Origin of the sequence: Nocardia bhagyanarayanae (assembly GCF_006716565.1) — a bacterium.
Classification (GTDB): Bacteria; Actinomycetota; Actinomycetes; order Mycobacteriales; family Mycobacteriaceae; genus Nocardia; species Nocardia bhagyanarayanae.
Genome location: NZ_VFPG01000002.1, coordinates 662,499 through 688,848, shown reverse-complemented (window position 1 = coordinate 688,848; position 26,350 = coordinate 662,499). Strand labels below are relative to the sequence as shown.

Here is a 26,350-nt window from a genome sequence, read left to right as displayed (position 1 = left end):
TTCGAGCAGAGTCGCGCCGCCCGGCGACGTGCGGCCCGGTTCGCTCGCTCAGCGCGCAAGACAGGAAAACCCTTGGCAGACAATCGAAGTCGGCATGACGGTGGCGGCAGGAGTTCGGCGTGACGACGATCAGGGCATCAGCCGCGCCGGCGAAGACGGCAACACTACCCACTCGCCACCTGTTTGCGCGCGCCGTGATCCGACCTATCGGAATCTTTCACGCACTTGGCGCACGAACCGTCTGGGTCAGGATCTAATGTGGGCGGTATGTCTTCCGAGCGTCTCTATTTTCGGCAACTGCTGTCCGGGCGGGACTACGCCGTCGGTGATCCGATCGCGACGCAGATGCGAAATTTCGCCTACTTGATCGGTGATCGGGAGACGGGCGAATGCGTTGTAGTGGATCCGGCGTACGCCGCGGGCGATCTGGTGTCCATCGCCGAGGCCGACGGCCTGCGCCTCACCGGCGTCCTCGCCACCCACCACCACCCCGACCACGTCGGCGGCACCATGCTCGGCTTCACCCTGCGCGGTGTGCGCGAACTGCTCGAGAAGACCAGCGTCCCGGTACATGTGAACAACAAGGAACTGGCCTGGGTCGCCAACGTCACCGGCATCGCGCCCAGCGAACTCACCGGCCACGAGCACGGCGACAAGGTCGAGATCGGCGCGTTCGAAATCGAGCTATTACACACCCCTGGCCACACGCCAGGCAGCCAGTGTTTCCTGTTCGACAACCGCCTCATCGCGGGCGACACCCTCTTCGTCGACGGCTGCGGCCGCACCGACTTCCCCGGCGGCGACTCCGACGACATGTTCCGCAGCCTGCGCTACCTCGCCGGCCTGAACGGCGACCCGGTCGTCTACCCGGGCCACTGGTACTCCCACGAGCCCAGCGCCGCGCTGTCGACCATCCGCGACAACAACTACGTCATGCGCCCGCAGACCCTCGAGCAGTGGCAGATGCTGATGCCGGGCTGAGCCCGCGACTCCTTGGGCATTCTCGGCAGCCCGCGCAGCGTCTGGCACGGTGATACCTGCCGCTCGACCGCACGCGCTGCCGGTTGTCGTGACGATGTCCGCCCTCGGCCGCCCGCGCCGCCCCGTGGTCCGGCGACCATCGGAGCCCGGAGAACAGCAATGCCCGCGGCCGCAGCTCGGCCACCGTCGCCTCGGGCGCTCGCCTACGATCTACGGTCCCGACGCTGTGTGGATGAGGCGCACCCGCGTGGCCCGTCCCCGGCGGCACCTATCGGTCAGCGGCCCACCGTGATCTCGTCGACGTCCGCCGTCCAGCGGCCACGCTGCCCGTCGTCCGCTGCCCGTCTTCCGCTGCCTGGCGCCCGACGCCCGGGGTCTGACGTCCGGCGCTCGACGTCCGAGGCCCGAGGTCCGACGCCCGACGCCCGACGACCGAGGTCCGAGGCCCGACGCCCGACGACCGAGGTCCGAGGCCCGAGGTTCGAGGTTCGAGGTCCGGCGCCCGAGGCCCGACGCCCGAGGCCCCGCGCCCGACGCCCGACGCCCGAGGTCCCGCGCCCGACGCCCGATGCCCAAGGTCCGACGCCCGGGGTCTGGCGTCCGACGCCGAGATTCGACGCCCGAGGCCCGAGGCCCGACGCCCGAGATCCGAGGCCCGACGCCCGAGGCCCGAGATCCGAGGCCCACGCCCGACGCCCGAGGTCCGGCGCCCGGGGCCCGAGATCCGAGATCCGAGGCCCGAGATCCGAGGCCCAAGATCCGACGCCCGACGCCCGAGATCCGAGATCCGACGCCCGAGATCCGAGGCCCGAGATCCGGCGCCCGACGCCCGAGGCCCGAGATCCGAGGCCCGAGATCCGAGGCCCGACGCCCGAGGCCCGAGATCCGACGCCCGAGGCCCGACGCCCGAGGCCCGACGCCCGAGATCCGAGGCCCGACGCCCGAAGCCCGAGGCCCGAGATCCGGCGCCCGACGCCCGAGGCCTGAGATCCGAGGCCCGAGATCCGAGGCCCGACGCCCGAGGCCCGAGATCCGACGCCCGAGGCCCGACGCCCGAGGCCCGACGCCCGAGATCCGAGGCCCGACGCCCGAAGCCCGAGGCCCGAGATCCGGCGCCCGACGCCCGAGGCCTGAGATCCGACGCCCGAGATCCGAGGCCCGACGCCCGAGGCCCGAGATCCGACGCCCGAGGCCCGAGGCCCGACGCCCGAGGCCCGACGCCCGAGGCCCGAGATCCGACGTCCGAGATCCGACGTCCTGCGTCCGAGGTCCGGCGTCCGGCGTGCTAGGCAGGCCGCACATCGTTGCCGTCGAGCGGATGAGCCGACAGATCTCTGATAACTGGTGCCTTGGACATGGCCGTCGACCTCGGCGGCGTCGCGTTCGGCGCCCGTTCACCCGTCGGTCACGGTGATCTCGACAGCGCAGTCGCTGCTGTCGAGCACGGCCTGATCGGTCACCACGAGCGGTCGCAACTACCGACGGATACCGGTCGTAATTCCTGGGAACTCGGAGAGGACGTGCCCGTCGACGCCGCTGAGCGTCGAAGGACGCGCGGCTCAGGAGATCGATCCAACATGCCGATCTGCGCGGCGGCGCCGACGCGGGCGGTCAGGTATTCGGCCGCGTAGCAGGCGGTGGGTCCCGTCCTGACGATCGTCGGCATACTCACCTCGACCAGCGAAGCGTGTAGTCCGGCACCGTTGTTCCCCCAGCCGAACACCGCGATTTGCCAACACGATCCGACCGCTACCGATCGACGTACGACGTCCCGGCCCCACTCCGGCTGTCCGACAACCGAAGCCTACGGCCCGCCCATTTCCCAGGGGCGAGCCTTTCTCACATACCGCGCATCCAGCCGTGGATATCCGCGAAGGTACCGCGCTGGATTCCGGTCAACGTGTCGCGCAGCGCCATGGTGACCTCACCCGGTTCGCCACCTCCGATGGTGAATTCACCCTCGGCGGAGCGAACCCAGCCGACGGGCGTGATCACGGCGGCGGTGCCGCAGGCGAAAACCTCGGTGATCGCACCGGATTCGGCGCCCTTACGCCACTCCTCCACCGAGATCTTGCGCTCCTCCACGACATAGCCGGCGTCGGCGGCGAGGGTCAGCAGCGAGTCGCGGGTGATGCCGGGCAGCAGCGACCCGGACAGTTCGGGGGTCACCAGCCGCGCTTCGGAACCGGAGCCGAAGACGAAGAACAGGTTGTTGGTGCCCATTTCCTCGACGTAGCGGCGCTCGCACGCGTCCAGCCACACCACCTGGTCACAGCCCTTTTCAGAGGCCTGCGCCTGGGCCAGCAGCGAGGCGGCGTAGTTGCCCGCCACCTTGGCCTCGCCGGTTCCGCCCGGCGCGGCGCGCACGTACTCGGTCGACAGCCACACCCGCACCGGCTTCACACCGCGCGGGAAGTACGCGCCCGCGGGCGATCCCAGCAGCAAGTACTTGTAGGCGGCGGCGGGCTTCACGCCGAGGCCCGCTTCGGTGGCGAACATGAAGGGCCGCAAGTAAAGCGAATCCTCGCCACCCGCCGCGGGCACCCAGCGCTCGTCCACCGCGAGCAGCTGGCGCACCGACTCGATGAACAGTTCCTCCGGCAACTCGGCCATCGCCATGCGGCGCGCGGACTTGCGGAAGCGGGTCGCGTTGGCGTCGATACGGAAGCACGAGACACTGCCGTCGCTCTGCCGGTACGCCTTGAGACCCTCGAAGATGGCCTGGCCGTAGTGGAAGACCATGGTGGCCGGGTCCATCGGCAGCGGCCCGTACGGCTCGACCCGCGCGTTGCTCCAGCCCTCGCCCGCGGTGTAGTCGATCGACACCATGTGATCGGTGAAGAACCGGCCGAACCCCGGCGCCGCCAGAATCTCCTGTACCCGCTGCGCCGGAGCGGGCGCAGGATGGGGAACATGGGCGAACTGTGCGGCAACGGTCATGCAGGTGATCCTATCGGTGCCCGATTCCCGTCTGTCCACCTGTCGGGAATCGGCTCGGCGCCCGCGCGGTTCTCGCCCCTCACACACTCAGTCGCATCGCAGGTCTCGAGTGGCCGCTGACCACGCGCAGCGCGCGGCCCGTCCGTGAGGCCCGGCGCTCAGGCGGTGCGTGCCTGAGCGAACGGCGGCTCGATGACCCCCGAGCGCAACCGGCGTACGCAGAGGTCCACCTTCCCACTGGGCTACGCCGCCGACGGTGCGAGTAACGGCCCGTGCCATTGCCGTCAACCCTGCCGCCGGTTAGAGCAACGGCCCGCGCCATTTCCGGCAACGCTCCCCCGGGTGCGAGCAACAGCCCGCACCGGGCGCAACGGAATCCGCCTCAGGCGGTGCGCCTGCACGAACGGCGGCTCGATGACCCCCGAGCGCAACCGGCGTACGCAGAAGTCCACCTTCCCACCGGGCCACGCCGCCGCCGGTTAGAGCAACGGCCCGCGCCATTCCCGGCAACCCTGCCGCCGGTTAGGGCAACGGCCCGCACCATTTCCGTCAACCCTGCCGCCGGTTAGAGCAACGGCCCGCGCCATTCCCGGCAACGCTGCCCTGGGTGCGAGCAACAGCCCGCACCGGGCACAACAGAATCCACCTCAGGCGGTGCGCGCCTGCACGAACGGCGGCTTGACGACCTCGCAGCGCAACCGGCGGCCGCGCACGTCGACCTCGACCTCTTCACCCGGCTGGAGATCGGCATCGGTGTCCAGCAGGGCGAGCGCGATGCCGACCTTGAGCGTCGGCGAGAAGGTGCCCGAGGTGGTCTCGCCGACGGGTTCGCCGTCGCGCAGCACCGACTGGCCTTGGCGCAGCACGCCGCGGTCGAGAGCCTTGAGCCCCATCAGGGTTCGCCGCGGGCCCGCCGACTTCTCCTGTTCCAGTGCGGACTTGCCCCAGAACTCCGGCTTCTTCCAGCCGACCGCCCAGCCCGCCCGCGCCTGCACCGGCGAAATGTCCAGGGACAGTTCGTGTCCGTGCAGCGGGTAACCCATCTCGGTGCGCAGGGTGTCGCGCGCGCCGAGACCGGCGGGCTGCCCGTCGGCGGCCTTCACCTGTGCGGCGAGGGCGCGGAACACCGCCTCGGCGTCGGCCCAGCGCGGCAACAGCTCGTAACCATGCTCGCCGGTGTAGCCGGTGCGGCAGACCCGGACCGGACGCCCGTCCCACTCGGCGTCGAGGTAGGCCATGTACTCCATGTCGGTGGGCAGGCCGAGCGCGTCGAGCACCTCGGCCGAGCGCGGACCCTGCACCGCGAACACCGCGTACTCCCGGTGCTCGTCGGTGACCGTGATCCCCTCGGGGGCTGCCGCGCGCAGCGCCGCGACGACCGCCGCGGTGTTGGCCGCGTTCGGAACGAGGAAGATCTCGTCGTCACTGACGTAATAGGCGATCAGGTCGTCGATCACGCCACCCTCGGGCGTGCAGCACAGCGTGTACTGCGCCTTGCCGGGACGGATCCGGCCGAGATCGTTGGTCAGCGCCGAATTCACGAACGCCGCCGCACCCGGACCCGCCACCGTCGCCTTGCCGAGATGGCTCACGTCGAACAAGCCGACGGCCGTCCGCACCGCCTGATGCTCCCCGACCGTCCCCGCGTACGAGACCGGCATCTCCCACCCACCGAACGGCGCGAACGTCGCGCCCAGCTCGACGTGAACTTGATGGATCGGGCCTTGCAGCAGGTTCGTCTCGGTCACCCGGCGAGCTTAACCGCTCGGCGGACGCGCCACGGCGACCCGAACAGCTGGGGCACCTCCGCTGCTCGTCAGCCTCGGAACCACATCGGGATCAGTGTGGGTCCGTCGTCGGGCAACGTGTGCGTGACGCCGGTGCGGACGAACCCGTTGCGGGCGTACAGGCGGGACGAGCGTTCGGTGCTCGCCTCCAGGAAGGCGGTCTCGGAGGCGTCGGAGTACGCCTTGATCCGGTCGGCGAGGATGGCGCCGCCCGCCCCTTTGCCGCGGTGTTCGGGAACCGTGACGATCGCCTGCAGGTAGCGGTGCGGGAACTCGCGCGGATGGTGTTCGGCGAGCAGCGCCGTGAGAGTCCTCAGCCTCTCCATCGGGCGCACCCCCGGTGCCGCCTCGGCCATCGCGCGCATCTCGGCCGCTTCGGCAATGACCCGATCGGCCGAGGTCACCTTCTGCCAGAGCGAGACCGCCCAGATCTCGTCGTCGGTGCCGGCCAGCCAGACCTCGTCGTCGTGGATCGCGCGTTCGACGAGGCGCGGCGCGTGTTCGGCGCGGAAGGCCTCCGCGACCTCGGGATGATCGGCGACCACCCAGGCCGTCACCGCCTCGTCGGCGGACCCCTTCACGAAGGCGGCCGCGACGGCGTCGAGCTCCTGAATTTCCGCCCGGCGAACTGTGGGCTGCATGGTGAACCTCCGGTTGTGAACGATGTCAACGTTCGCCAATTTATGGAGCCCAGTGCGGTACAGCGAGCATTTCGTCACACTTGTTGGTGTGTCGAAATCACCGGCCTGCGCCACCTGCGGACAGGCGCTGACCCAGGCGAGCCGCGGCCGATCACGCCGCTACTGCTCGCGCTCCTGCCAGGCCCGCGCCTACCGCGCCCGCCGCGACCGGCGCCCGCCCGCCGCCCGTCCACGTCCCGCCCGGCTCACCTCGGTCGGCATCGCACGGACCGCGGTCGAGCTGACCGATCGCGAGGGCATCGACGGCCTCACCGTGCGCCGTCTCGCCAGCGAGCTCGGTGTCGCGACGGCCGCTCTCTACCGGCACTTCCCCGACCGGGAGGCGCTGCTGACAGCGATGACCGAACTCGTCCTGGCCGAAAGCCCGCCGCCCCAGGTCACCCCGACCGACTGGCGTGCCGCGCTCACTCACGAGGCCGAGCAGGAGTGGCTCCTCTACCAGCGCCATCCGTGGGTGTTGCCGGTGCTGGCCCGCACCAAGCCGCCGATCGGTCCCGCCCTGTTCGACGTCCTCGAGCGCTCGTTCACCGCGTTGGACGCCAGCGGCCTCACCCGCGACGAGGTGATCACGGTCTACCTCGCCTACTCCGGCCTCGTTCAAGGGTTGGCGCTGCTGCGTTCCGATCGCGGGGAGCAGTTCGAGACGCTGCCGGAGTCGCTGCACGCGGAATTCGCCGAACTCGTCGACGCCCGGCCGACCATGCGCAAACTGTTCGCCGCCGGACCGCCCGGCCCAGAGCTGGACCTCGACGAGCTGGTCGCCACCGGCGTCGAGCTGCTGCTGGACGGCGTCGCCATGCGGCTGTCGAAGAAGACCGAATAACCTGTGCCAATGACCGCTGTTGCAGATCGCTCACTCGGACCGGAATTGGCGCGCACCCTAACCATCGGGCCGGACACCGACGTGCTGGTGATCGGATTGACGTCCTCGGAGAACGGTCCGTCGATCGCGCCCGACGACCTGTTCGGCGACGTGCTCACCGCCGACGTCCGCGCGGAGCTGCTGGACCAGCTGGGCGCGGTCGGCGCCAAGGGCAAGGCCGAAGAGCTGACCAGGGTGCCCGCGCCGGCCGGGCTGGACAACGTCACCAGCGTGCTCGCCGTCGGCCTCGGCGCCGCCGACAAGGTGGACGCGGAGCAGATCCGCCGCTCCGCCGGTGTCGCGGGCCGCTCGCTCAACGGCACCGAGCTGGTGGCGACCACGCTGTCGGGCCTGGATCTCGGCGCCGCCGCGGAGGGCTTCTACCTCGGCGCCTACTCGTTCAACCCGTTCCGGTCCGAGAAGTCCGCGCCCAAGCCGGACGAGCAGCCGGTCGCTCGCATCGAATTCCTGGTTCCCGAAGCGGATTTCGGCGAGGAGGCGTTGTTCCGCGCCCAGCTGATCGCCGAAGCCGTCGCCACCGCACGCGATTTCGTCAACACCCCGCCCAGCCACCTGTTCCCGGCCGAATTCGCCTCGCGCGCCCAGGTATTGGCCGAGGCCGCGGGTCTCGAGGTCGAGGTGCTCGACGAAAAGGCTTTGGAGGCGGGCGGTTACGGCGGCGTGCTCGGCGTCGGCAAGGGCTCCTCGCGGCCGCCGCGGCTGGTGCGGCTCAGCTACTCCGGCGGACCGAAGAAGATCGCGCTGGTCGGCAAGGGCATCACCTTCGACACCGGCGGCATCTCCATCAAGCCCGCGCAGAACATGGAGAACATGACCTCGGACATGGCGGGCGCCGCCGCGGTCATCGCCACCACCCTGCTCGCCGCGCGGCTGAGCCTGCCGGTCACTGTGACCGCCACGGTCCCGATGGCCGAGAACATGCCGTCGGCCACCGCGCAGCGCCCCGGCGACGTCCTCACCCAGTACGGCGGCACCACCGTAGAGGTGCTCAACACCGACGCCGAGGGCCGCCTCATCCTCGCCGACGCCATCGTCCGCGCCGCCGAGGACTCCCCCGACTACCTCATCGACGTTGCCACCCTCACCGGCGCCCAGATGGTCGCCCTCGGCACCCGAACTCCGGGCGTGATGGGCACCGACGACTTCCGCGACCGCGTCGCCCGCCTCTCCCGCGAGGTCGGCGAAAACGGCTGGGCCATGCCACTTCCCGCCGAACTCCGCGCCGACCTGAACTCCAAGATCGCCGACCTGGCCAACGTCGCCCAGCACCGCTGGGGCGGCATGCTCTCGGCGGCGCTCTTCCTGAAGGAGTTCGTGCCGGAGGATGTGGAATGGGCGCACCTCGATGTCGCGGGGCCCGCGTACAACACCGGTGGGCCGTTCGGGTACATCGGGAAGGGTGGGACCGGTGTGCCGGTGCGGACGTTGATCGCGGTGATCGAGGATATCGCCGGGGAGTGAGTTCGGAGGTGCGCCGTCGGGTTTCGATCGGGCGGCGCACTTCCAGTGGTTGCTTCCGCATGTCGAGCGCCCGGATTGTCGGCGGCGGCGATTGGATCGGCTGTCAGCACACTCGGCCGAGTCGGGCTGTGTCATGATGGCCCGATGAGTTTGGGGGATGCGCTCGGGCTGACGAAAACGCCTAATTTTCTACCGAAATACCGTGGGGATGAAGGCGATACGCGGTACCCGTCGCCACGCAAGTTGCGGTCGCTGGGTGCCACGTTGGTGGACTTCGTCCTGCAGTCCGGATCGATCGTTGCGATGGGGTTGCTGCTGCTGGTGGTGGAAATACCCCGACCGTACAACTATTCGGTGCTGCTGCTACCAGCCGTCGTCCTCGGCGGGAACAGGATTCTCTTGCCGAAGTGGGTGCACGCGAGTGTCGGGGAGTTGATATTCGGGCTGGTGGAGATCCGCGGTAGCGACGGTGCGTGGCCCGGCTGGCGCGACCTGTTGCGGGGACATGGCCGGGGTCGCGATGGATCGCCCAGCCTCGTGAATGTCCGCCGCTGCGACGTCTGAATGCTGACCAGGCCGAGGCCTTGCTCACCCTCGCCCGAGCCTTCCCACCCTCGACCTGCTTGCGATGTCGGCCCGGTGTAAGCCTGTCCAGATCGATTACGCCCAAAGGTTTTCCTCGAACAGTGCTGGGCACGTCGAGAGCCGTACCCGGCTTACCTCCCGCTGTTGGTGAGCGCGAGTGCGCCTACCGGCGTGGTCGACCGGCTGTGGTTGCGTTTCTTTGGCGATAAGTCGGGCGTTCGGTCGTCGGTTCTATCGGTCAGTGCGTTGGTAGACGTTGTCCCTCGAATGAACCTGCGATTACGCGTGCTCACCGAGCTTTTCCGCTAGCGGTGCTCGAGGCTCAGGACGCCTTGCGGACTACGCTCCGGAGCTGCTCAACAAGCGCGGGCGCGCGAGGGCTGGCACGTCAACGAGGGCAGGCGCGCGAGCGCCTGGCGCGCGGAGGCCGGCAGAGGCGCAAAGCGCGGGCAGGGTCCACGCCGAAATCGACGGTAGTCAAATGGTTGCTAATTGATCTTCGATTGCCACCATTTGACTCCCGTCGATCTGCCCCAACCACCATTTCTCTATCGACGGGAGAGAAATGGTGGTCAGGGGGTTTACAAGGCAAGGGGCATTCACTTCGTCAAAGCTCTCTGAACGCAACCAGAACCGGTCGACCGGGCTGGAAGCCGCACCCCCACACAGACTGCGGAAGGTAAGCCGGGTACGGCACCCGCCGCGCCCAGCACCGCTCCGAGGCAAACCTGGGTAGGTACCAGAAACGAACAAGAAACCCGGGGCACGTCACCCACCCAGCCCCCGAATCGAACTCACCGATCCCCGCCTGCCAAGGGACTACTCGCGAAACAAGATCGCCGCGTCAGCCTGACCGAGCCTCAGCCCGAGAGCGCCGCCCCCAAGCGCCCGAGAGCACCGCCCCCAAGCCGGCCCGCTCTCACCCATCCCCACCGAACCAACCGGCTCACAACCGAACTCGCCCCCTACAAATCCCGCAACTCCTCCTCGAACGCCCGCTGCCGCTCAATCCTCTTCCGAGCGTCGTAATCCCGCATCCGCTGCGGATACCCCGTCTTCCGAACCTCGTACACGGGAATGCTCAGATCCCTGGCCAACCGCTGAGCCCCCCGCTCCCCGACGATCCGGCGCGTCCACTCCCCATCGGCAGCGACCAACACCACGGTGACATCCGTCATAGTGGTCTTCGGCTCCAAGTACCCCTCGACACCGATGTGCGTGCGCACCCAGTCGGCGAGGTAGCGGGCGTCCTCGTTGCCCGAGGTCGACGCACGTGCTGCGGGACCGCCACGGTTCAGAGCGCCACGGAAACGATCCAGCAAACCCATCGACGCCGACCTCCTTCGTACACCGGATAAATGCTCACACCCGGTCCTCCCATACTGCCAGCTTCCCGGTAGAGACATGCCCTGTGCTACACGCCACGCGGACGAGTGCAAGGATGGACCGCGGTACAAGAACCGCACAGATCTCCGGTGCCACTCAGAATGTTGGTGGCTTCCGGGTTTTCACCGCGACCAGCGGTGGGCGACCCGCCAGAGATCAACTGTTGTAGAACCCGTCGAGCAGTCAGAGGAGTCAACGGACATGGCCTTCTCCGTCCAGATGCCGGCTCTTGGTGAGAGCGTCACCGAGGGAACGGTGACCAGGTGGCTGAAGCAGGAAGGAGACACGGTCGAGGTCGACGAGCCGCTGCTCGAGGTCTCCACCGACAAGGTCGACACCGAGATCCCGTCCCCGGCGGCGGGTGTGCTGTCGAAGATCGTCGCCCAGGAAGACGACGTGGTCGAGGTCGGCGGTGAGCTCGGCGTGATCAGCGACGCCGGTGAGGCGCCCGCCGCCGAGACCGCGCCCGCGCCCGAAGCCGCCGCGCCTGCCGCCGCCGAAGAGTCGGTCGAAGCCGAACCCGAACCCGCCGCACCGGCTCCCGCCGAGCAGGCCCCGGCCGAGCAGCCCGCCGCCGCGTCGGCAGGCGCCGCCGAGGGCACCCCGGTGAAGATGCCCGAGCTGGGCGAGTCGGTCACCGAGGGCACCGTCACCCGCTGGCTGAAGTCGGTCGGCGACAAGATCGAGGTCGACGAGCCGCTGCTCGAGGTCTCCACCGACAAGGTCGACACCGAGATCCCCTCGCCCGTCGCGGGCACCCTGCTGGAGATCACCGCGCAGGAAGACGACGTGGTCTCCGTCGGCGGACAGCTCGGCGTGATCGGCAGCGGTGCCCCCGCCGCCGCGGCTCCCAAGCCCGCTCCGGCCCCCGCGCCCGAAGCCAAGCCCGAACCGGCCCCCGCGCCCGAGCCCAAGCCCGAACCGGCCCCCGCCGCCGCGGCTCCCAAGCCCGCTCCGGCTCCCGCCCCGGCCCCGAAGCCCGCCCCGGCTCCGGCCAAGGCCCCGGCCGCCGACGGCAATGGCGCAACCCCTTACGTCACCCCGCTGGTGCGCAAGCTCGCCGAGGAGAACGGCGTCGACCTGGCCTCGGTGCAGGGCTCCGGCGTCGGCGGCCGCATCCGCAAGCAGGACGTGCTCGCCGCCGCCGAGGCGAAGAAGGCCCCGGCTCCCGCCGCCGCGCCCGCTCCGGCCGCCGCCGCGCCCGCCGCCAAGGCTCCGTCGGCTCCGGCCGCCGCGCAGCTGGCGCACTTGCGCGGAACCGTCCAGAAGGCCAACCGGATCCGGCAGATCACCGCCACCAAGACCCGCGAATCGCTGCAGACCACCGCGCAGCTGACCCAGGTCCACGAGGCCGACGTCACCAAGATCGCGGCGCTGCGCGCGCAGGCCAAGGGCGCGTTCAAGGAGCGCGAGGGCGTCAACCTGACGTTCCTGCCGTTCTTCGCGAAGGCGGTCGTCGAGGCGCTCGGCGTGCACCCCAACGTCAACGCCTCCTACGACGAGGGCACCAAGGAGATCACCTACCACGCCTCGGTGCACCTCGGCATCGCCGTCGACACCGAGCAGGGCCTGCTCTCCCCGGTGATCCACAACGCCAGCGACCTGTCGCTGGCCGGTCTGGCCCGCGCCATCGCCGACATCGCCAACCGGGCGCGCAACGGCGGCCTGAAGCCGGACGAGCTGGCCGGTGGCACCTTCACCATCACCAACATCGGCAGCCAGGGCGCGCTGTTCGACACCCCGATCCTGGTTCCGCCGCAGGCGGCCATGCTCGGCACCGGCGCGATCGTCAAGCGCCCGGTGGTGGTGACCGACGAGACCGGCAACGAGTCGATCGGCGTGCGCTCCATGTGCTACCTGCCGCTCACCTACGATCACCGCCTCATCGACGGCGCGGACGCCGGTCGCTTCCTGACCACGATCCGCCACCGCCTCGAAGAGGCCGCGTTCGAGGCCGATCTGGGCCTCTAACCCGGGGAAGGTTCGTCCCGCATGAAGGTCGTGATCGCCGGTTCGTCCGGGTTGATCGGGACAGCGCTCGTCGCGGCACTGCGCCGCGACGGGCACGAGGTGGCTCGTCTGGTGCGTCGTCCCGCCGCCGCCCCGGACGAGTTCGTCTGGAATCCCGCCCGCGCCGAACTCGACGAGCGGGCGTTGCGCGGAGCCGACGCGGTGGTCAACCTGTGCGGGGCGAGCATCGGGCGGCGTCGCTGGAACGGCAGCTTCAAGCAGGAGCTGCGCGACAGCCGCATCACCCCCACCGACGTCCTCGCCAACAAGGTGGCCGCCGCGGGCGTGCCGGTGCTGGTCAACGCCAGCGGCGTGCACTACTACGGCGGCGCCACCGGCGACCGCGTCGTGGACGAATCCTCCCCCGTCGGTTCGGGTTTCCTCGCCACGCTGTGCCGTGACTGGGAAGCGGCGACCGGTCCCGCCAGCGCCGCGGGCGTGCGTACGGTGCTGTTGCGCAGCGCCGTCGTGCTGTCCAAGCACGGCGGGATGCTCGGCATGCTGCACCCCCTGTACTCGTTGGGTCTCGGCGGGCGACTGGGCAATGGGCGTCAGTACACGCCGTGGATCTCGCTGGACGACGAGATCGGCGCGATCATTTTCGCGCTCACCAACGACACCGTGTCCGGGCCGATCAACACGGTCGGCCCGGCTCCGGTCACCAACGCCGAGTTCAACCGCGCACTCGGCCGCGCGCTGCACCGGCCCACCCCGCTGGTACTGCCCGCGTTCGCGCTGCGTGGACTCATCGGGGAGTTCGCCGACGAGGCGATTTTGCGCGGTCCGCGGGCGATCCCCACGGCGCTGGAGGCGGCGGGATATCCCTTCCGCCATCCGACGATCGGTGCGGCGTTGGCAGCCACCATCGGTAGCTACGAGGACGACAGGTAAGCCATCCGTAGCGTCTGACAGCGGCAGCGCTCCGCGACCGCCGCCCGGCAAGCGCTGTGCCGCAGTTTCGTGACCCGTTGCCACAGTCATGGAGCAGGACACGGCCCTTGTCGCCTGGCCGTCGGGCATCCCGAACCACTGTCGTAGTTCCGCACCAACCAGACACACGGGAACGGACGCCGGTCGACCGAACCCACAGCAATCGCTCGTCCTGCGCCGCGATGTGGAGCGCATCCAGGAGACGGTCCGGTCCTCGGCGATGACTTCTAGGAGCCGGAATCGGTGCTCGCCGGCCACCATGATCAGGGTCGGCGCTTGACTACCGCCTACCGCCACCTGGCGCGTTTCGCTCACCTAGCCGTTTCTGTCGAATCCGCGAAACACTCCGGATCATCGACGGCACCGCCGCCGCCGACCAGTCCAGTCCGGTATCGCTTGCAGCAGGAACGACGCCGCCGGAACTCGCCCACCGGGTGACGCAGCGGCATGCACTCCGCGACCGTCGCCCAGCACGCGCTGTGCCGCAGTGTCGTCGGCCCAGCCCGGTACAGCAGTACAGCAGATACTGATTCGCCGCCGCATTGCCGCACGTGACGTTTCCGGGCTCGGGAATCCCACCGGCGGGATGGCGCCCCGACCGAGGTCCCGCTGAGTGACCGGCAGCCGCTGTCGCCCGTCCACGGCACCGCCTGAGCGCGCCATCGGGAGCACACCATGCTCGCACGCCAGGTGATCCAGCCCGCATTGCCGCCGGTCCCCCGGACGCGCGATGATCGGGTTCGAACACCGACCGTAGGTCCGCAACCACCTCGCGAAACAAGCCACGCCTACCACCTTCGCCGAACCACGGAGAACGCCGTTGACCGCCATGGACACCCGCCACGCCACCGTCATCCGCGACGCGCGCGAAGGTGACCTGCCCGCGATCCTCGACATCCACAACACCAACATCGCCACCTCCACCGCCATCTGGGACATCGACGAAGTCGGCATCGACGAGCGCCAGACCTGGTTCCGCTCCCGGGTCGAGGCGGGCATGCCCGTCCTCGTCGCCGAGGTCGAGGGCGAAGTCGCCGGCTACGCCAGCTACGGCCAGTGGCGGCCGAAGGTCGGATACCGCTACTCCGTAGAGAACTCGGTCTACATCGCCGACCGCTTCCAGCGCCGCGGCCTCGCCAGCGCCCTGCTCACTGAATTGATCGACCGCGCCGCGACATCCGGGCGAGTGCACGCCATGATCGCCGCCATCGAATCCAGCAACACCGGGTCGATCGTCCTGCACGAGCGATTCGGCTTCGTGGTCGTCGGCCAATTGCCGGAGGTAGGCCACAAATTCGGCCGCTGGATGGACTTGACCCTCATGCAGCTGACCTTGCCGGTCGAGGTGGACTGACGCCACCGCTCCACCGGACCGAGTCAGCCCGAGCGCACGGTCCTCGGCGATCGGCATCAGCTGACGCCGCCGCTCCAGTGGAACAGGACGACCCCCGTCGCAGGATGCTCGGCGATCGCCTTGGGGTAGCGCCACCGCTTCACCGAAACGGGGCAACCCCCATCGCAGATGCCTGCCGGTCGAGGCGGCCAACGAGACTGCTGCACCGGAGGTAGGCCCATTGCCCGGCTGGCATACACGCATTCGGTCGGGTCGTAGTGAGGTCGACCAGCGCGCGAGACCACCGCGCCGACCACGCGTCCACGCTCCCCAATCCGCCGCCGCACATCCGGGGCGAACGATCGCCCAGCCCCCGTCGAAACTGCATGCCAGCGCATCCCTATCACTGGACGTCGAGACCCATCGCTCGCCCAGCTCTCGCGACTCCGACCCGAACCACCACTTCTCTACCGACCGTAGTCATATGGATTCGACGGGAGAGAAAGGGCGGCTCAGCACCGCGTTGGAACCACCATTTCGCTCGGGCAGATCAGCCCCAACCTCGGCGCCCGACGAACGCACCGAGGCGGCCCCGCAAGCCTGTGGCATACCGCACACCGAGTCCCTGACGAGTTCCACACCGCGGGGCGTACCGTCAACGACGTGAACGACACGCGCACCACTCGGTCCGCCCGCTTCGATCGCACCCCGATCGTCGTCGAGGACCTCGGGCTCATCGACTACCACTCCGCCTGGGACCTGCAGCGCAGCATCGCCGCCGAACGCGCCGAAGGCCTCGGCTCCGATCGCCTGCTGCTCCTCGAACACCCCTCCGTCTACACGGCGGGCCGCCGCACCGAGGAAGAGGACCTGCCCATCGACGGCAGCCCCGTGGTGCAGGTCGATCGCGGTGGAAAGATCACCTGGCACGGCCCCGGCCAACTCGTCGGCTACCCGATCATCCGGCTTGCCGAGCCCGTCGACGTCGTCCAGTACGTGCGCCGCCTCGAGGAGGCGCTGATCTCGGTGTGCACCGACCTCGGCCTCACCGTCGGCCGCGTCGAGGGCCGCTCCGGCGTCTGGCTGCCCGCCAACGACTGGTCCCCCGAACGCAAGATCGCCGCCATCGGCGTCCGCGTCCAACGCGGCGTTGCCCTGCACGGCCTTTCGTTCAACTGCAATTCCATGGACGGTTTCGGCGCCATCGTCCCGTGCGGCATCCGCGACGCTGGCGTCACCACGCTCACCCGGGAACTCGGCCGCGAAGTCACGGTAGCCGAGATCAAGCCGCTGGTCGCCGACGCGATCGTGCGCGCGCTGGACGGCGATCTTCCCGTCAGCGATCACGACATCGCCCGCGCCACGGTGCGCCCGCCGGCCGAGCCGAATCCGGCCACGGCAGCCAAAGCCGCCGACGGCGCGGCCGGAACGAGCGACGCGGCTGCGGCAAAGGCCGTGGACACCACATCGGCACCTGCCAAAGCCGCCGAAACGAGCGACGTGACCGCGAAGGCCGTGGACAGCACAGCGCCCGCAGCCGACGTCGAAGCAGGCGGCAACGGCGCGGCAACCAGTAGCGTCAGCACAGCCCCGAGCACCCCGGCGGCCGCCGACACCCGAGGCGTAAGGTCGATGAAGTGACCTCAGTCGACACCCCGACACCGCACAGCGCGTCCGCACCCAACGGCCGCAAACTCCTGCGTATCGAAGCCCGCAACGCGGAAACCCCCATCGAGCGCAAACCCAAGTGGATCCGCACCCGCGCCACCATGGGCCCCGAGTACACCGAACTCAAGGGCCTGGTGAAGCGCGAGGGTCTGCACACCGTGTGCGAAGAAGCGGGCTGCCCCAACATCTTCGAATGCTGGGAAGACCGCGAGGCCACCTTCCTCATCGGCGGCGAACAATGCACCCGCCGCTGCGACTTCTGCCAGATCGACACCGGCAAACCCGCAGCCCTCGACCGCGACGAACCCCGCCGCGTCGCCGAAAGCGTCCAGGCCATGGGCCTGCGATACTCCACCATCACCGGCGTCGCCCGCGACGACCTGGAAGACGGCGGCGCCTGGCTCTACGCCGAAACCGTCCGCGCCATCAAGGCTTTGAACCCCAACACCGGCGTCGAACTCCTCATCCCCGACTTCAACGCCGACCCCGACCAACTCGCCGAGGTCTTCTCCTCCCGCCCGGAAGTCCTGGCCCACAACCTCGAGACGGTCCCGCGCATCTTCAAGCGCATCCGCCCGGCCTTCCGCTACGAACGCTCCCTCGCGGTGCTCACCGCCGCGCGCGAGGCTGGGTTGGTCACGAAGTCCAACCTCATCCTCGGCATGGGCGAAACCCCCGAGGAAGTCACCCAGGCCATGCGCGACCTCCACGAGGCAGGCTGCGACATCCTCACCATCACCCAATACCTCCGCCCCTCCCCCCGCCACCATCCCGTGGACCGCTGGGTCAAGCCGGAAGAATTCGTCGAACACTCCAAGGTCGCCGAAGAAATCGGCTTCGCCGGAGTAATGGCAGGCCCCCTCGTCCGCTCCTCCTACCGAGCGGGCCGCCTCTACGCCCAGGCGATGACCCACCACGGCCGCGAAATCGCCCCCGCCATGGCCCATCTCGCCGAGGAAGGCACCGCTTCCCAGGAAGCCTCCTCCGTCCTCGCCCGCTTCGGTAGTTGACGGGCATTGGTCGGTACGTCCAGATGAGTGTCCTCATCGGCACTACACCGTGAGGGCATTTCACTTCGCCATCTTAAGCTGGCGACCGGAGCGTCAGCCGATATGCTGCCGGGTGAGAGCCTGGCGCGCGTGCTCGCCGAGTACGAGAAAGTCGCGGCCGAGACCGACCAGCCGCTGCGCGAACTGCCCGACCTCAACGTCTCCAATCCGCTGCCTGATGCGCCACGGTTCGAGCCCGGTGCGCGGCGGACGCTGCTGCATATCGCAGCCGAAACCGTCCAGTACGCGGGGCATCCCGATATCATCCGCGAATCACTAGATGGTGCGAAGTCGAGGGTCGAGTGGAAACTGACTGCGCCGAGGTGGGTTTCGGACACTTCGGGCAATAGACGCAGACTCAGGCCTGTCGTTCCGGGAACCGTCCCGACTCCCATGTGGTGAGCGAGTTCGCGATGCGGAAGTGCCCGGGCAAGGCCGGAACGGGACAAACGGGCGACAATTGCTCACCATGAGCCACCTGATCGAAGTCGACCGCCCCGAGGCCACTCGTTGAGCGCCGAGCAGGCGATAGCTCGGCTTTCTGCAGACCTCGCGCCACTGTGGGATGCGCTGTATCAACGCTTCTCCTCGGGTCGCGCGGTCCAGCGGGTGCGTGTGGGGCCTCTAACCGCCGCGCAGCAGGTCGCGGTAGCCGACCTGCTCGGGCTCGCTCGCCTGCCCGGTGAGTACGCGACCGTGCATCTGGCCACCATCGACAGCGCCTTGCGCGAGATCGCGGGCTGTGACACCAGAACCGCGCTCGAATACCGGACCGGCCCGATCCCGGACCGGTCCGCGCAACGAGCGGCTGCGATGGAAGAGCGAAATCTGTTGTGGGAGTGGCTCACAAATCATGACGTGGTGTGCGCCCAGCCCGCCCTTGCTGCGTGGGCAGCGGCGATGCGGCGCAACGGCCTGATCGCGGGATCGGTGACGCGCACCAAGACCGAGCTCGACCGCGCGTTGCGAGTCCTGCGCGAACTGCCGGGCACCGGAGTGCAACTTCCCGTGTTCGCGGCGAACGTGCTCGGAGATCCCCACGCGCTCGACGACGGCTCTCGCCTGCACACCATCGTCGTTCGCGCGCTGACCGTCCTCTACGACGCGCAACCTCCCGCCGACGCGGTCGGCCTGCGGCGGCTGTGGGCGCGTGCGGGCATCTCCGACGACGAACTGTCCTCGACGGTGCTGGCCGCCGGACTGCCGACCATCGGCGGCGACGCTGCGGTCGGTCCGATCCTGCGGACCTGCGCAGGATCGGGCCTCGCCGCGGTACTGAGTCTTCAACAACTGCGCACCGTCAGCCGCGTACCCGAGGCGGCCGAGACCGTCTGGGTCGTGGAGAATCCCAGCATTCTCGCGACGGCCCTGGTCCGCTTCGGCTCGCACTGCCCGCCGATGGTGTGTATATCCGGATGGCCGAGCAGCGCCGCCGCCGTCCTGCTGGAGTTGTTGTCGAACGCGGGCGCGACACTGCGCTACCACGGGGATTTCGATGGCGAAGGCTTACGCATCGCGGCCAACATCGTCTCCAGATTCGGCGCCCTCCCATGGCGGATGACCAGCGACGACTACCTCTCTGCGGTCGGCACCGAAGGCCCGCGCGCGGGCCGGGTGACGCCCGTGCCGTGGGATGCCGAGCTGTCCGACCACATCAGCCGATCCGGGATAGCGCTACCGCAGGAGCGCGTCGTCGATCGGCTGCTAGCCGACATAGCACCGTGAGATGTCGGTCCCGCGGCTTATGGTTGCTGCTGACCGTCAGCCGAGGGGAGGTTCGATGGATCCGATTCGGGTGCCATCCGAGATGTTCCGGTTCACCACCGGAGATCGCGCGGGCCTGTATGTGTCCATCCTCCATGCCTTCGGCGAGGCCAACGAACGGATGGAAACCGCTCTCGGGATCGACGGCGTCCGGTCCCGGCTGCGCACGGTCGGCTGGCTCGAAGCCATCGAGGACGACGACCTCACCCACGCTCTGGGGCAACTGCGCGACTGGAACCTCGTGGACATTGTCCAGAACCACACCGAGAACTACCGCACCGCCGCCGAATACGAGCGCCGCAACCTGCAGTACTCGCTGACCAAACAAAGTGAGGCGGCTTTCGCCGGCGTCGTGCACGCGATGACGGTTCTGGCTACGACCGGCGCGTTACAGACCGCGGTCCTCGACGCGATCGCCGACCGCCTTGCCGATCTGCTGCGGGAGCTGGAATCGGGTTCGAATCGCCGCGTGTTCACCACACTCACCGAACTCGAGGCCCACCTCGAGGCGTTGCGCGGCAACACCAAACAGTTCAACGGCGAACTGCAGCGCCTGCTGCGCGACGAGAGCGTCGACCTCACGGTATTCCACGAGGTCAAGGCCGCCACCGTCGCCTACCTGCGCGAATTCCTCACCGACATCGAGCACCGCACCCAGACCGTCGCCGCGCGAATCCAAGCGGTCGAGGATCACGGCGTCACCCGTGCCCATCAGCGTGCTCTGCTCGGCGCCGATCTGCCCCGGCTCGCGGGAGCCGATCCGGCGGCGGCCTGGCTCGAGCAGCGTCGCGCACGCTGGGAGGGTCTGCGCGCCTGGTTCCTCCCGACGGACGGGGCAGCGCCGCGCATCGACCAGCTCCGCGCCGTCGGGCGCAAGGCCATCGTCTCCCTGTTGCAGGTGCTCGACCGGATCACCGAGTCGCGTCGTCGTTCCAGCAGCGCCGTATCGGACTTCCGCGAACTTGCGCGCTGGTTCTCGGTCCTGTCCGACCAAGACGATCTGCACCGTCTGTGGTCACGGTGTTCGGCCTCGGATCGGCGCGGCACGCGCACCTTGCGCACGCGGACCCCGAGCTGGTCGGCTACACCGAATCCTGGTCGTCGGCGCCCGCTGTCGAAGTCTCCCCGCTGCTGCGCGCCTCCGGCCGCACCGAACGCTACGGCCGCACCGGAGCGATTCCCGATGTCGCCGCGATCAGAGCCGAGCGCAAGGCGCGCGCCGCGATCGAACGCGCGGAGCTGGAGGCTGCGTGGGACATGCTCGACACCGGTGGCGCCGTACGGCTTTCGTCGTTCGGGAAGCTCGAGCACGGCGTGCTCGAGCGGCTGCTCGAGCTGCTCGACCGGGCACTGGCCTGCGCCCCCGGTTCGGGCGGCATGCGTCGCGGCAGCACCTCCGACGGTCGCGTCGAGATCGCCTTGCGCCCACCGTCGGATGGCGCGATCGCGGAGTTGAGCACATCGCGCGGCATCTTCCGCGGTCCCGACTACATCGTCGAAATCGTCCGCGGCGGCGGCCTGCGGCGCGAGATGTCCGCGTGAACACCGGACCGGAAGAACGGGGGGCCGCGGATGAGTGACCTCACAAATCAGATGGTGATCGCCGAACGCACGGAGGTCGCCCGCGGCGTGCGGCACCTGCTCGCCGCCCCGCTGATGGTGGAGGGCGACGCGCCGGAGGTATTCGACATCGTCCGGCGGCGGCGCGATCCGATCGCGAAGTGGTTCGACTACTACTGCGGGTGGACGCTCATCGTGGAGCCGCGCCTGGGATACGCCCGGCTGGTCAAGGTGCGCACGGCACCAGACCCGACCCGACCCGCTCGCAGGATGCGTTCTAGCAGAGCCGAATTCGACAGGCTGCGGTATGTCCTGCTGTGTGTCACCGCCGCCGAGCTCTTCGCCGCGCCGGTGACGACAATCGGCTTGCTGGCCGGCCGCGTGCGGGCAGCCACCGCCGAGGACCCGCTGCTCGCGAACTTCGACTCCGCCGCACGCGCCCATCGTATGGCGTTCGTGGACGTCCTGCGACTGCTCGAGTCGTTCGGCGTCCTACAGGTGATCGACGGCGTCACCGAATCCTACGTGGATTCCGATTCCGCCAAGGTTCTCTTCCGTGTCGACGCGACACTGTTGTTGCGGCTGCTCGCCGCGCCGACCGGACCGTCCCAGCTCGGCATCCCGACGGCGGAAGTGCCGCTGCGCGTGAATGAACTACTGGCCGAACTGGTCCGGGAGCGCCGGTATGGTCCCGCGAGCTACCCCGCCAAACACACCGACACCTCGGGCATTTCCGAAACTCAGCGCAATCTGTGGTTGCGGCACAGTGTGTTTCGCCGTTTGGTCGATGACCCGGTCGTCTATTTCGACGAACTCACCGCCGACGAGCGCGCCTACCTTACGTCCCCGACCGGCAGGCAACTCCTGCGCAGAGCCGCCGACCAGGGTGGTTTCGCGCTCGAAGAACGAGCCGAGGGGGTACTGTTCGTCGATCCGGAAGCCATTGCCACCGACTCACGTTTCCCTGACGATGCCGCGACGGCGAAGGTCGCTGCCTTGCTCCTGCTGGACACGATGTCCGGCCCCGCCACCGACGAGCAGCTGCGCCGCGCTGCCGCCGACCTGCTGACGAAGTTCCCGCGTTGGGCGCGCACCTACCAGGGTGAGGAAGGCGCCCGGCAACTGGTGGCCGATGCGCTGGTGGTCCTGAGATCGTTCGGACTCGTCCGCACCCAGGCATCGGGCTTGGTCGTCCCGCTCCCCGCGGCCGCCCGTTATCGCGTCAGCGGCATTCGCACGTCCCCCGCTCCCGAGGACTCCTCATGACCGTCACCGCATTGCCGAACCTCGTGCCCACCGCCGAACGGGAACCGCGATGGATGCCCACCAGGGCAGGCATCGTGAACGTCTGGCGCTACTACGACGAGATCCTCGAATTCCACGACGGCCGTCTGCTGTTGCGCGGACCGAACGGCAGCGGCAAGTCCAAGGCGCTCGAGTTGCTGTTGCCCTTCCTGTTCGATGCGAACCTGCGAGCGAACCGGCTGTCCACCTTCGGCACCAACGAGCGCACCATGCACTGGAATCTGATGGGGGAAGGCGCTTCCGGAGCGACCCGCGTCGGGTATGTGTGGCTGGAGTTCCGTTTCCCTGGCGAACCGGGCCGGTGGTTCACCTGCGGGGCGCGCCTGCAAGCGACCTCACGGACGACGGCCGTGCACGCTGACTACTTCACCACCGCGCTGCGCGTCTCGGACCCGGACGCACCGGATTCCTTCGCACTGACCGACGCGAACCGCCCGCTGACCAAGGCGGCCCTCGCCGAGCGGCTCGGCGAGCAGGGGACGGTGCACGAGAATGCCGCGGACTACCGGGCGGCGGTGCGCTCGACCTTGTTCCCGGTCATGGGAGCCGACCGCTACGACGCGCTGATCACCGCACTGTTGCAACTGCGCACCCCCAAACTGTCGCAGCGGCTGGACCCGGCCCTGCTGTCGTCACTGCTGTCCAGCGCGCTGCCCCCGCTCGATCGAGACGAGATAGCCGACCTGGCCGAGGGATTCGAGCGACTCGACGCCCAGCGCGAACGACTCGCCCGCCTGGGCGAGGAGGTGGCGGCCACCCGAAAGCTGGCCCGCCAGCAACAAACCTACGCGCAGCGGGTATTGCGTTCCGCGGCCGCGAACCTCAGCACCGCGACCACCGAGATGGACAAGCTGGCCGAGGCCGCGAAGTCGTCCGCGGCCGAGTACGAGCGGACCGCAGCGCTCGAACTGGAAACCCAGGAGCGCGTGGGGAACTCGGAAGCCAATCTGTCGGTCGCCGAAGGCGAGCGCGAGGGATTGATCAAGTCGCCCGCCTACCAGAAGGGCCTCGAACTGGACGACCGTCGCCGCGAGACCGCGAAAGCGCGCCGATGGGCCGACGACGCCGAGGCGAAATCCGCCGAGCTGCTCAGCCGGGCCGAGCGGGATGGGGCGAAGCACGCCACGGCACTCCAGGCCGTCGACCAATGGGAACGAGTGGTGGCCACCGCCGGAATCGAGGCCGGTCAGTCGGCTCGCCGCGCGGGTATGACCGGCATCCACCACGAGCTCGCCGCCGACCCCGGTTCCCGGCAGAGCCGGACACTGCTCAGCGCCGCCGTCCGCGCCAAGCGCGGCCAGGTCGACCACATGCTCACGGTGCTCACGCGCCACGACAACGCCGTCACGCGACGCACCGACGCAGAGACGGACCTCGACAAGGCTCGCGCCGCACTGCTCGCGGCCGAACACGAACACGCGGAGTCCGAGCGCGCATTCGAAACCGAACTCGGCACACTGCGCGAGGCCGTGCGGTCCTGGGCGGGCTCGTGTGACGCGCTGTCGTTCGACGACCCGGATGCCATTTCCGATCTGGTCGAGGACCGGCCCGCGTTGGTCGAAGCGGCCAATCGCGCCGCGACCCTGCGTCTGCAGGAGGCGACCCGGCAAGAGACCCAGCACCAGAACGAGATCGACGCCGTGACGGTGCTGCGAGACGCCTGTGCGGACGAGCGCGAACAGTTGGCCCTCGAACAGGACATCCCGCCCGAGCCACCGCGCTGGCGTACCGCCGACCGCGCGGGGCGTGCTGGCGCACCGCTGTGGCGGTTGATCGATTTCGCCGACGGTCTCGCGCCCCGAACCGCGGCGGGCGTGGAAGCCGCGTTGGAGTCCTGCGGACTGCTCGACGCATGGGTGGGGGCACGAGGCGAGGTGGCCGGCCACGATCTGTTCGCCGATCCGGCAGCGGTCGAACCTGTTTCCGGCCGCTCGCTCGCCGAGGTGCTGGTCCCGGTGCCCGGCGCGGACGTCGCGCCGGAGCAGGTGCACCGGTTGCTGTCGAGCATCGCGTTCGGCGAACGTCTGCCCGGAGAAGCGGTCGCCGCCGTCGGGGCAGACGGCGCCTGGCGCTTGGCCACCGCGACCGGCTCGTGGTCGAAGGTTCACCCCACCTTCATCGGGGCATCGACCCGAGCCAAGGCACGCGAGGCGCGCATCCAGCGCTTGCTCGCCGAGATCGCCTCGCACGACCGCCGCCTCGACGAACTGCGCGAACAACTGGACCACTGCGCTGCCCACCGCGCACTCATCGAGTCCGAGCGAGCGAACCTGCCGGCGTTCACCGCGGTCGACGCGGCCGAGAAACAGCTCACCAGAACGGAATCGGCGCTGTCGACCGCCGACGCTCAGGTACGCGACCGCGCGACCACACTCACCACCCGCGAAGGCGAGGTGCGCCAAACCCAGCACGCCTTGGCAGTCGCCGCCGCCGAGACCGGGCTGCCCACCGACCGTCCCGCGCTGGGACTCGTCGTCGAGGCCATCGAGAATTTTTCCGGTCAGGCCGGTGCGTGGCTGGACTCTCACGCCGACCTGCGCGCCGCCCGAGGCACCGCGGACACGGCTCAGGCTCTCGCCGAACAGTCCGCGGCCGACGCCACCACCTACGCCAAGACCGCCGCCGCAGCTGAGGACGAATACCGCCGCGCCGCAGCCGAACTCGCGGCGATCGAGGAATCCGCCGGGCAGGATTACCAGCAGACGCTGACCCGGATCGATCAAGTGCGCGTGCGAATCCGCGCACTCAACGATTCGATAAAAACCGACCGCGCCACTCTCACCGACCTCGCACACCGGCTCGGCAGACTCGATTCCCAGCGCACCACCGACCTCGCGGCCCGCGACACCGCGATCGCGACCCGTGACGAAGTCGCGCTGCGGTTCCGCCACCTGGCCGGCGGCACCTTCCCTGAGGACAGCCGGTTCCCCGACCTGCCGAAATTCCGCGCGACCCTCGCCGCATCCGAGGGTGTGCGCGCCGCGCTCGACGCCGCCCGGATGATCTCGGCGGCCTGGCCGACCATCCCCCACTCACCGACGAACATCAGCGAGGCGATGCGCAGACTCGCCGACTCGGTCCACGAATGCCGCACCGCCTTGAGCACCCGCGCCGATCTCGATCTCGAATCCGATGGCGAGGTCCAGGTATTCGCCGCGGTCATCGACGGCGTGCGCGTGGGCTGCGCCGAACTGCTGCGCATCATCGAGGACGAAGCCAAGCAAGCGGAGAACGAGATCACCGAACACGAACGCCGCCTGTTCGACCACACCCTCACCGGCGACACCCGCCGCCACCTGGCCGCCCGCATCCGGCAGGCAAACGAGCTGGTCGACGGAATGAACGCCCGGCTGAAAATGGTGCGCACCGCGTCCAACGTCGCGGTCGAACTCGTCTGGCAAGTCGGCAAAGATTGCCGCCCGGCACCAAGGCCGCGCGCGACCTGCTGCTCAAAGACCCCGCGCGACTGACGGAGACCGACCGCGAATCCCTGCATCGATTCCTGCGCGAACGCATCGAAGCCGCCAAGGCCGCCGATACCGCCACCAGCTGGGAGCAACAACTCACCCAGGTCTTCGACTACACCAAATGGCACCAATTCATCGTCAAGGTCGACCGCGGCTCCGGCGACGGCTTCCAAGAGCTGACCAAGAAACTCCACGGCGCCCTGTCCGGCGGCGAGAAGGCCATAGCCCTGCACCTCCCGCTGTTCGCCGCGGTCGCCGCCCACTACCAAACCACACCCTGCGCACCACGCATGATCATGCTCGATGAAGTGTTCGTGGGCGTGGACACCGCCAACCGCGGCCAGATTTTCGCGCTGCTCTCAGCTTTGGACTTGGACTTGGTGCTGACATCGGACCACGAGTGGTGCACATATGCGGAGTTGAGTGGGATCGGGATACACCAGATCATCAGCGGGGACGGGCAGGACGCGGTGACGACGGCGAGGTTCACGTGGAATGGGGAGGAGCTACTGCCGGTGTGAGCATCGCACCTCCCGGCGC

The 26,350-nt window shown here is 69.0% G+C and carries 18 protein-coding genes and 2 pseudogenes; 16 read left to right on the top strand and 4 right to left on the bottom strand.

Annotated elements, in window-relative coordinates; translation table 11 throughout:
• Window positions 1–267: 267 nt before the first annotated feature.
• Together FB390_RS29875 and FB390_RS34975 are read left to right on the top strand one after the other, a co-directional pair.
• Complete coding sequence (locus tag FB390_RS29875) at window positions 268–981, top strand: MBL fold metallo-hydrolase (RefSeq protein ID WP_141812549.1); 714 nt, start codon at window positions 268–270, stop codon at window positions 979–981.
• A gap of 568 nt (window positions 982–1,549) precedes the next feature.
• Window positions 1,550–2,395, top strand: a complete 846-nt coding sequence (locus FB390_RS34975; RefSeq protein WP_141812548.1) for a hypothetical protein — start codon at window positions 1,550–1,552, stop codon at window positions 2,393–2,395.
• 425 nt (window positions 2,396–2,820) lie between these two features.
• On the opposite strand, the gene FB390_RS29865 is transcribed toward FB390_RS34975, so the two are convergent.
• The 3 genes from FB390_RS29865 to FB390_RS29855 all read right to left on the bottom strand — a co-directional run bounded on the left by FB390_RS29865 (window position 2,821) and on the right by FB390_RS29855 (window position 6,349).
• Complete coding sequence (locus tag FB390_RS29865) at window positions 2,821–3,921, bottom strand: branched-chain amino acid aminotransferase (RefSeq protein ID WP_141812547.1); 1,101 nt, start codon at window positions 3,919–3,921, stop codon at window positions 2,821–2,823.
• A 647-nt stretch (window positions 3,922–4,568) separates the two neighbouring features.
• A complete protein-coding gene (gene gcvT, locus FB390_RS29860) occupies window positions 4,569–5,669 on the bottom strand; it encodes a glycine cleavage system aminomethyltransferase GcvT (RefSeq protein ID WP_141812546.1) in 1,101 nt (366 codons plus the stop codon).
• A gap of 68 nt (window positions 5,670–5,737) precedes the next feature.
• A complete protein-coding gene (locus tag FB390_RS29855; protein ID WP_141812545.1) occupies window positions 5,738–6,349 on the bottom strand; it encodes a GNAT family N-acetyltransferase in 612 nt (203 codons plus the stop codon).
• Between the two features lie 88 nt (window positions 6,350–6,437).
• Here FB390_RS29855 and FB390_RS29850 point away from each other — a divergent pair, with 88 nt between their 5' ends.
• From FB390_RS29850 to FB390_RS29840, 3 genes are all read left to right on the top strand, one after another.
• On the top strand, window positions 6,438–7,232 hold the full coding sequence (locus FB390_RS29850) for a TetR/AcrR family transcriptional regulator (RefSeq protein ID WP_246124468.1): 795 nt from the start codon (window positions 6,438–6,440) through the stop codon (window positions 7,230–7,232).
• 9 nt (window positions 7,233–7,241) lie between these two features.
• Window positions 7,242–8,753 (top strand): leucyl aminopeptidase, encoded by a 1,512-nt coding sequence (locus tag FB390_RS29845; protein ID WP_141812543.1) that lies wholly within the window; start codon window positions 7,242–7,244, stop codon window positions 8,751–8,753.
• Between the two features lie 144 nt (window positions 8,754–8,897).
• Window positions 8,898–9,317 carry a hypothetical protein gene (locus tag FB390_RS29840; RefSeq protein ID WP_141812542.1) on the top strand — a complete coding sequence of 140 codons (420 nt, stop codon included), beginning with the start codon at window positions 8,898–8,900 and terminating at the stop codon, window positions 9,315–9,317.
• Between the two features lie 986 nt (window positions 9,318–10,303).
• Here FB390_RS29840 and FB390_RS29835 read toward each other — a convergent pair.
• Window positions 10,304–10,666 carry an oxidoreductase gene (locus tag FB390_RS29835; protein ID WP_246124466.1) on the bottom strand — a complete coding sequence of 121 codons (363 nt, stop codon included), beginning with the start codon at window positions 10,664–10,666 and terminating at the stop codon, window positions 10,304–10,306.
• A 259-nt stretch (window positions 10,667–10,925) separates the two neighbouring features.
• Here FB390_RS29835 and sucB point away from each other — a divergent pair, with 259 nt between their 5' ends.
• The 11 genes and pseudogenes from sucB (at window position 10,926) to FB390_RS33995 (ending at window position 26,331) form a co-directional block, all read left to right on the top strand.
• Complete coding sequence (gene sucB, locus FB390_RS29830) at window positions 10,926–12,695, top strand: 2-oxoglutarate dehydrogenase, E2 component, dihydrolipoamide succinyltransferase (protein WP_141812541.1); 1,770 nt, start codon at window positions 10,926–10,928, stop codon at window positions 12,693–12,695.
• 21 nt (window positions 12,696–12,716) lie between these two features.
• Window positions 12,717–13,625, top strand: a complete 909-nt coding sequence (locus FB390_RS29825; protein WP_141812540.1) for a TIGR01777 family oxidoreductase — start codon at window positions 12,717–12,719, stop codon at window positions 13,623–13,625.
• An 868-nt stretch (window positions 13,626–14,493) separates the two neighbouring features.
• Window positions 14,494–15,018 (top strand): GNAT family N-acetyltransferase, encoded by a 525-nt coding sequence (locus FB390_RS29820; RefSeq protein ID WP_141813172.1) that lies wholly within the window; start codon window positions 14,494–14,496, stop codon window positions 15,016–15,018.
• Window positions 15,019–15,660: 642 nt separating this feature from the next.
• A pseudogene (lipB, locus tag FB390_RS29815) lies at window positions 15,661–16,398 on the top strand (lipoyl(octanoyl) transferase LipB); the annotation flags it as partial.
• 236 nt (window positions 16,399–16,634) lie between these two features.
• Window positions 16,635–17,675 (top strand): lipoyl synthase, encoded by a 1,041-nt coding sequence (gene lipA, locus FB390_RS29810; protein WP_141812539.1) that lies wholly within the window; start codon window positions 16,635–16,637, stop codon window positions 17,673–17,675.
• Window positions 17,676–17,777: 102 nt separating this feature from the next.
• Window positions 17,778–18,116, top strand: a complete 339-nt coding sequence (locus tag FB390_RS29805) for a mycothiol transferase (RefSeq protein WP_141812538.1) — start codon at window positions 17,778–17,780, stop codon at window positions 18,114–18,116.
• 108 nt (window positions 18,117–18,224) lie between these two features.
• Complete coding sequence (locus FB390_RS29800) at window positions 18,225–19,439, top strand: TIGR02679 family protein (protein ID WP_221639436.1); 1,215 nt, start codon at window positions 18,225–18,227, stop codon at window positions 19,437–19,439.
• A 1-nt stretch (window position 19,440) separates the two neighbouring features.
• A pseudogene (locus FB390_RS34790) lies at window positions 19,441–21,020 on the top strand (TIGR02677 family protein).
• Between the two features lie 30 nt (window positions 21,021–21,050).
• Entirely contained in the window at window positions 21,051–22,304 is a 1,254-nt protein-coding gene (locus tag FB390_RS29790; RefSeq protein ID WP_141812537.1) for a TIGR02678 family protein, read from the top strand.
• Window positions 22,301–25,813 carry a TIGR02680 family protein gene (locus FB390_RS29785; RefSeq protein ID WP_221639434.1) on the top strand — a complete coding sequence of 1,171 codons (3,513 nt, stop codon included), beginning with the start codon at window positions 22,301–22,303 and terminating at the stop codon, window positions 25,811–25,813. The genes FB390_RS29790 and FB390_RS29785 overlap by 4 nt, the downstream gene beginning before the upstream one ends.
• Entirely contained in the window at window positions 25,756–26,331 is a 576-nt protein-coding gene (locus tag FB390_RS33995; RefSeq protein WP_221639433.1) for an SbcC/MukB-like Walker B domain-containing protein, read from the top strand. The genes FB390_RS29785 and FB390_RS33995 overlap by 58 nt, the downstream gene beginning before the upstream one ends.
• Window positions 26,332–26,350 lie beyond the last annotated feature (19 nt).

Excerpts from the sequence above, each read along its gene's own strand:
- sucB (WP_141812541.1), top strand. The coding sequence starts at position 10,926 with ATGGCCTTCTCCGTCCAGATGCCGGCTCTTGGTGAGAGCGTCACCGAG.
- FB390_RS29875 (WP_141812549.1), top strand. The coding sequence starts at position 268 with ATGTCTTCCGAGCGTCTCTATTTTCGGCAACTGCTGTCCGGGCGGGAC.
- FB390_RS29855 (WP_141812545.1), bottom strand. The coding sequence starts at position 6,349 with ATGCAGCCCACAGTTCGCCGGGCGGAAATTCAGGAGCTCGACGCCGTC.
- FB390_RS29805 (WP_141812538.1), top strand. The coding sequence starts at position 17,778 with ATGCTGCCGGGTGAGAGCCTGGCGCGCGTGCTCGCCGAGTACGAGAAA.
- FB390_RS29785 (WP_221639434.1), top strand. The coding sequence starts at position 22,301 with ATGACCGTCACCGCATTGCCGAACCTCGTGCCCACCGCCGAACGGGAA.
- FB390_RS29845 (WP_141812543.1), top strand. The coding sequence starts at position 7,242 with ATGACCGCTGTTGCAGATCGCTCACTCGGACCGGAATTGGCGCGCACC.
- FB390_RS29825 (WP_141812540.1), top strand. The coding sequence starts at position 12,717 with ATGAAGGTCGTGATCGCCGGTTCGTCCGGGTTGATCGGGACAGCGCTC.
- FB390_RS29840 (WP_141812542.1), top strand. The coding sequence starts at position 8,898 with ATGAGTTTGGGGGATGCGCTCGGGCTGACGAAAACGCCTAATTTTCTA.
- FB390_RS29835 (WP_246124466.1), bottom strand. The coding sequence starts at position 10,666 with ATGGGTTTGCTGGATCGTTTCCGTGGCGCTCTGAACCGTGGCGGTCCC.
- FB390_RS29790 (WP_141812537.1), top strand. The coding sequence starts at position 21,051 with ATGAGTGACCTCACAAATCAGATGGTGATCGCCGAACGCACGGAGGTC.
- FB390_RS34975 (WP_141812548.1), top strand. The coding sequence starts at position 1,550 with ATGCCCAAGGTCCGACGCCCGGGGTCTGGCGTCCGACGCCGAGATTCG.
- FB390_RS29820 (WP_141813172.1), top strand. The coding sequence starts at position 14,494 with ATGGACACCCGCCACGCCACCGTCATCCGCGACGCGCGCGAAGGTGAC.
- FB390_RS29865 (WP_141812547.1), bottom strand. The coding sequence starts at position 3,921 with ATGACCGTTGCCGCACAGTTCGCCCATGTTCCCCATCCTGCGCCCGCT.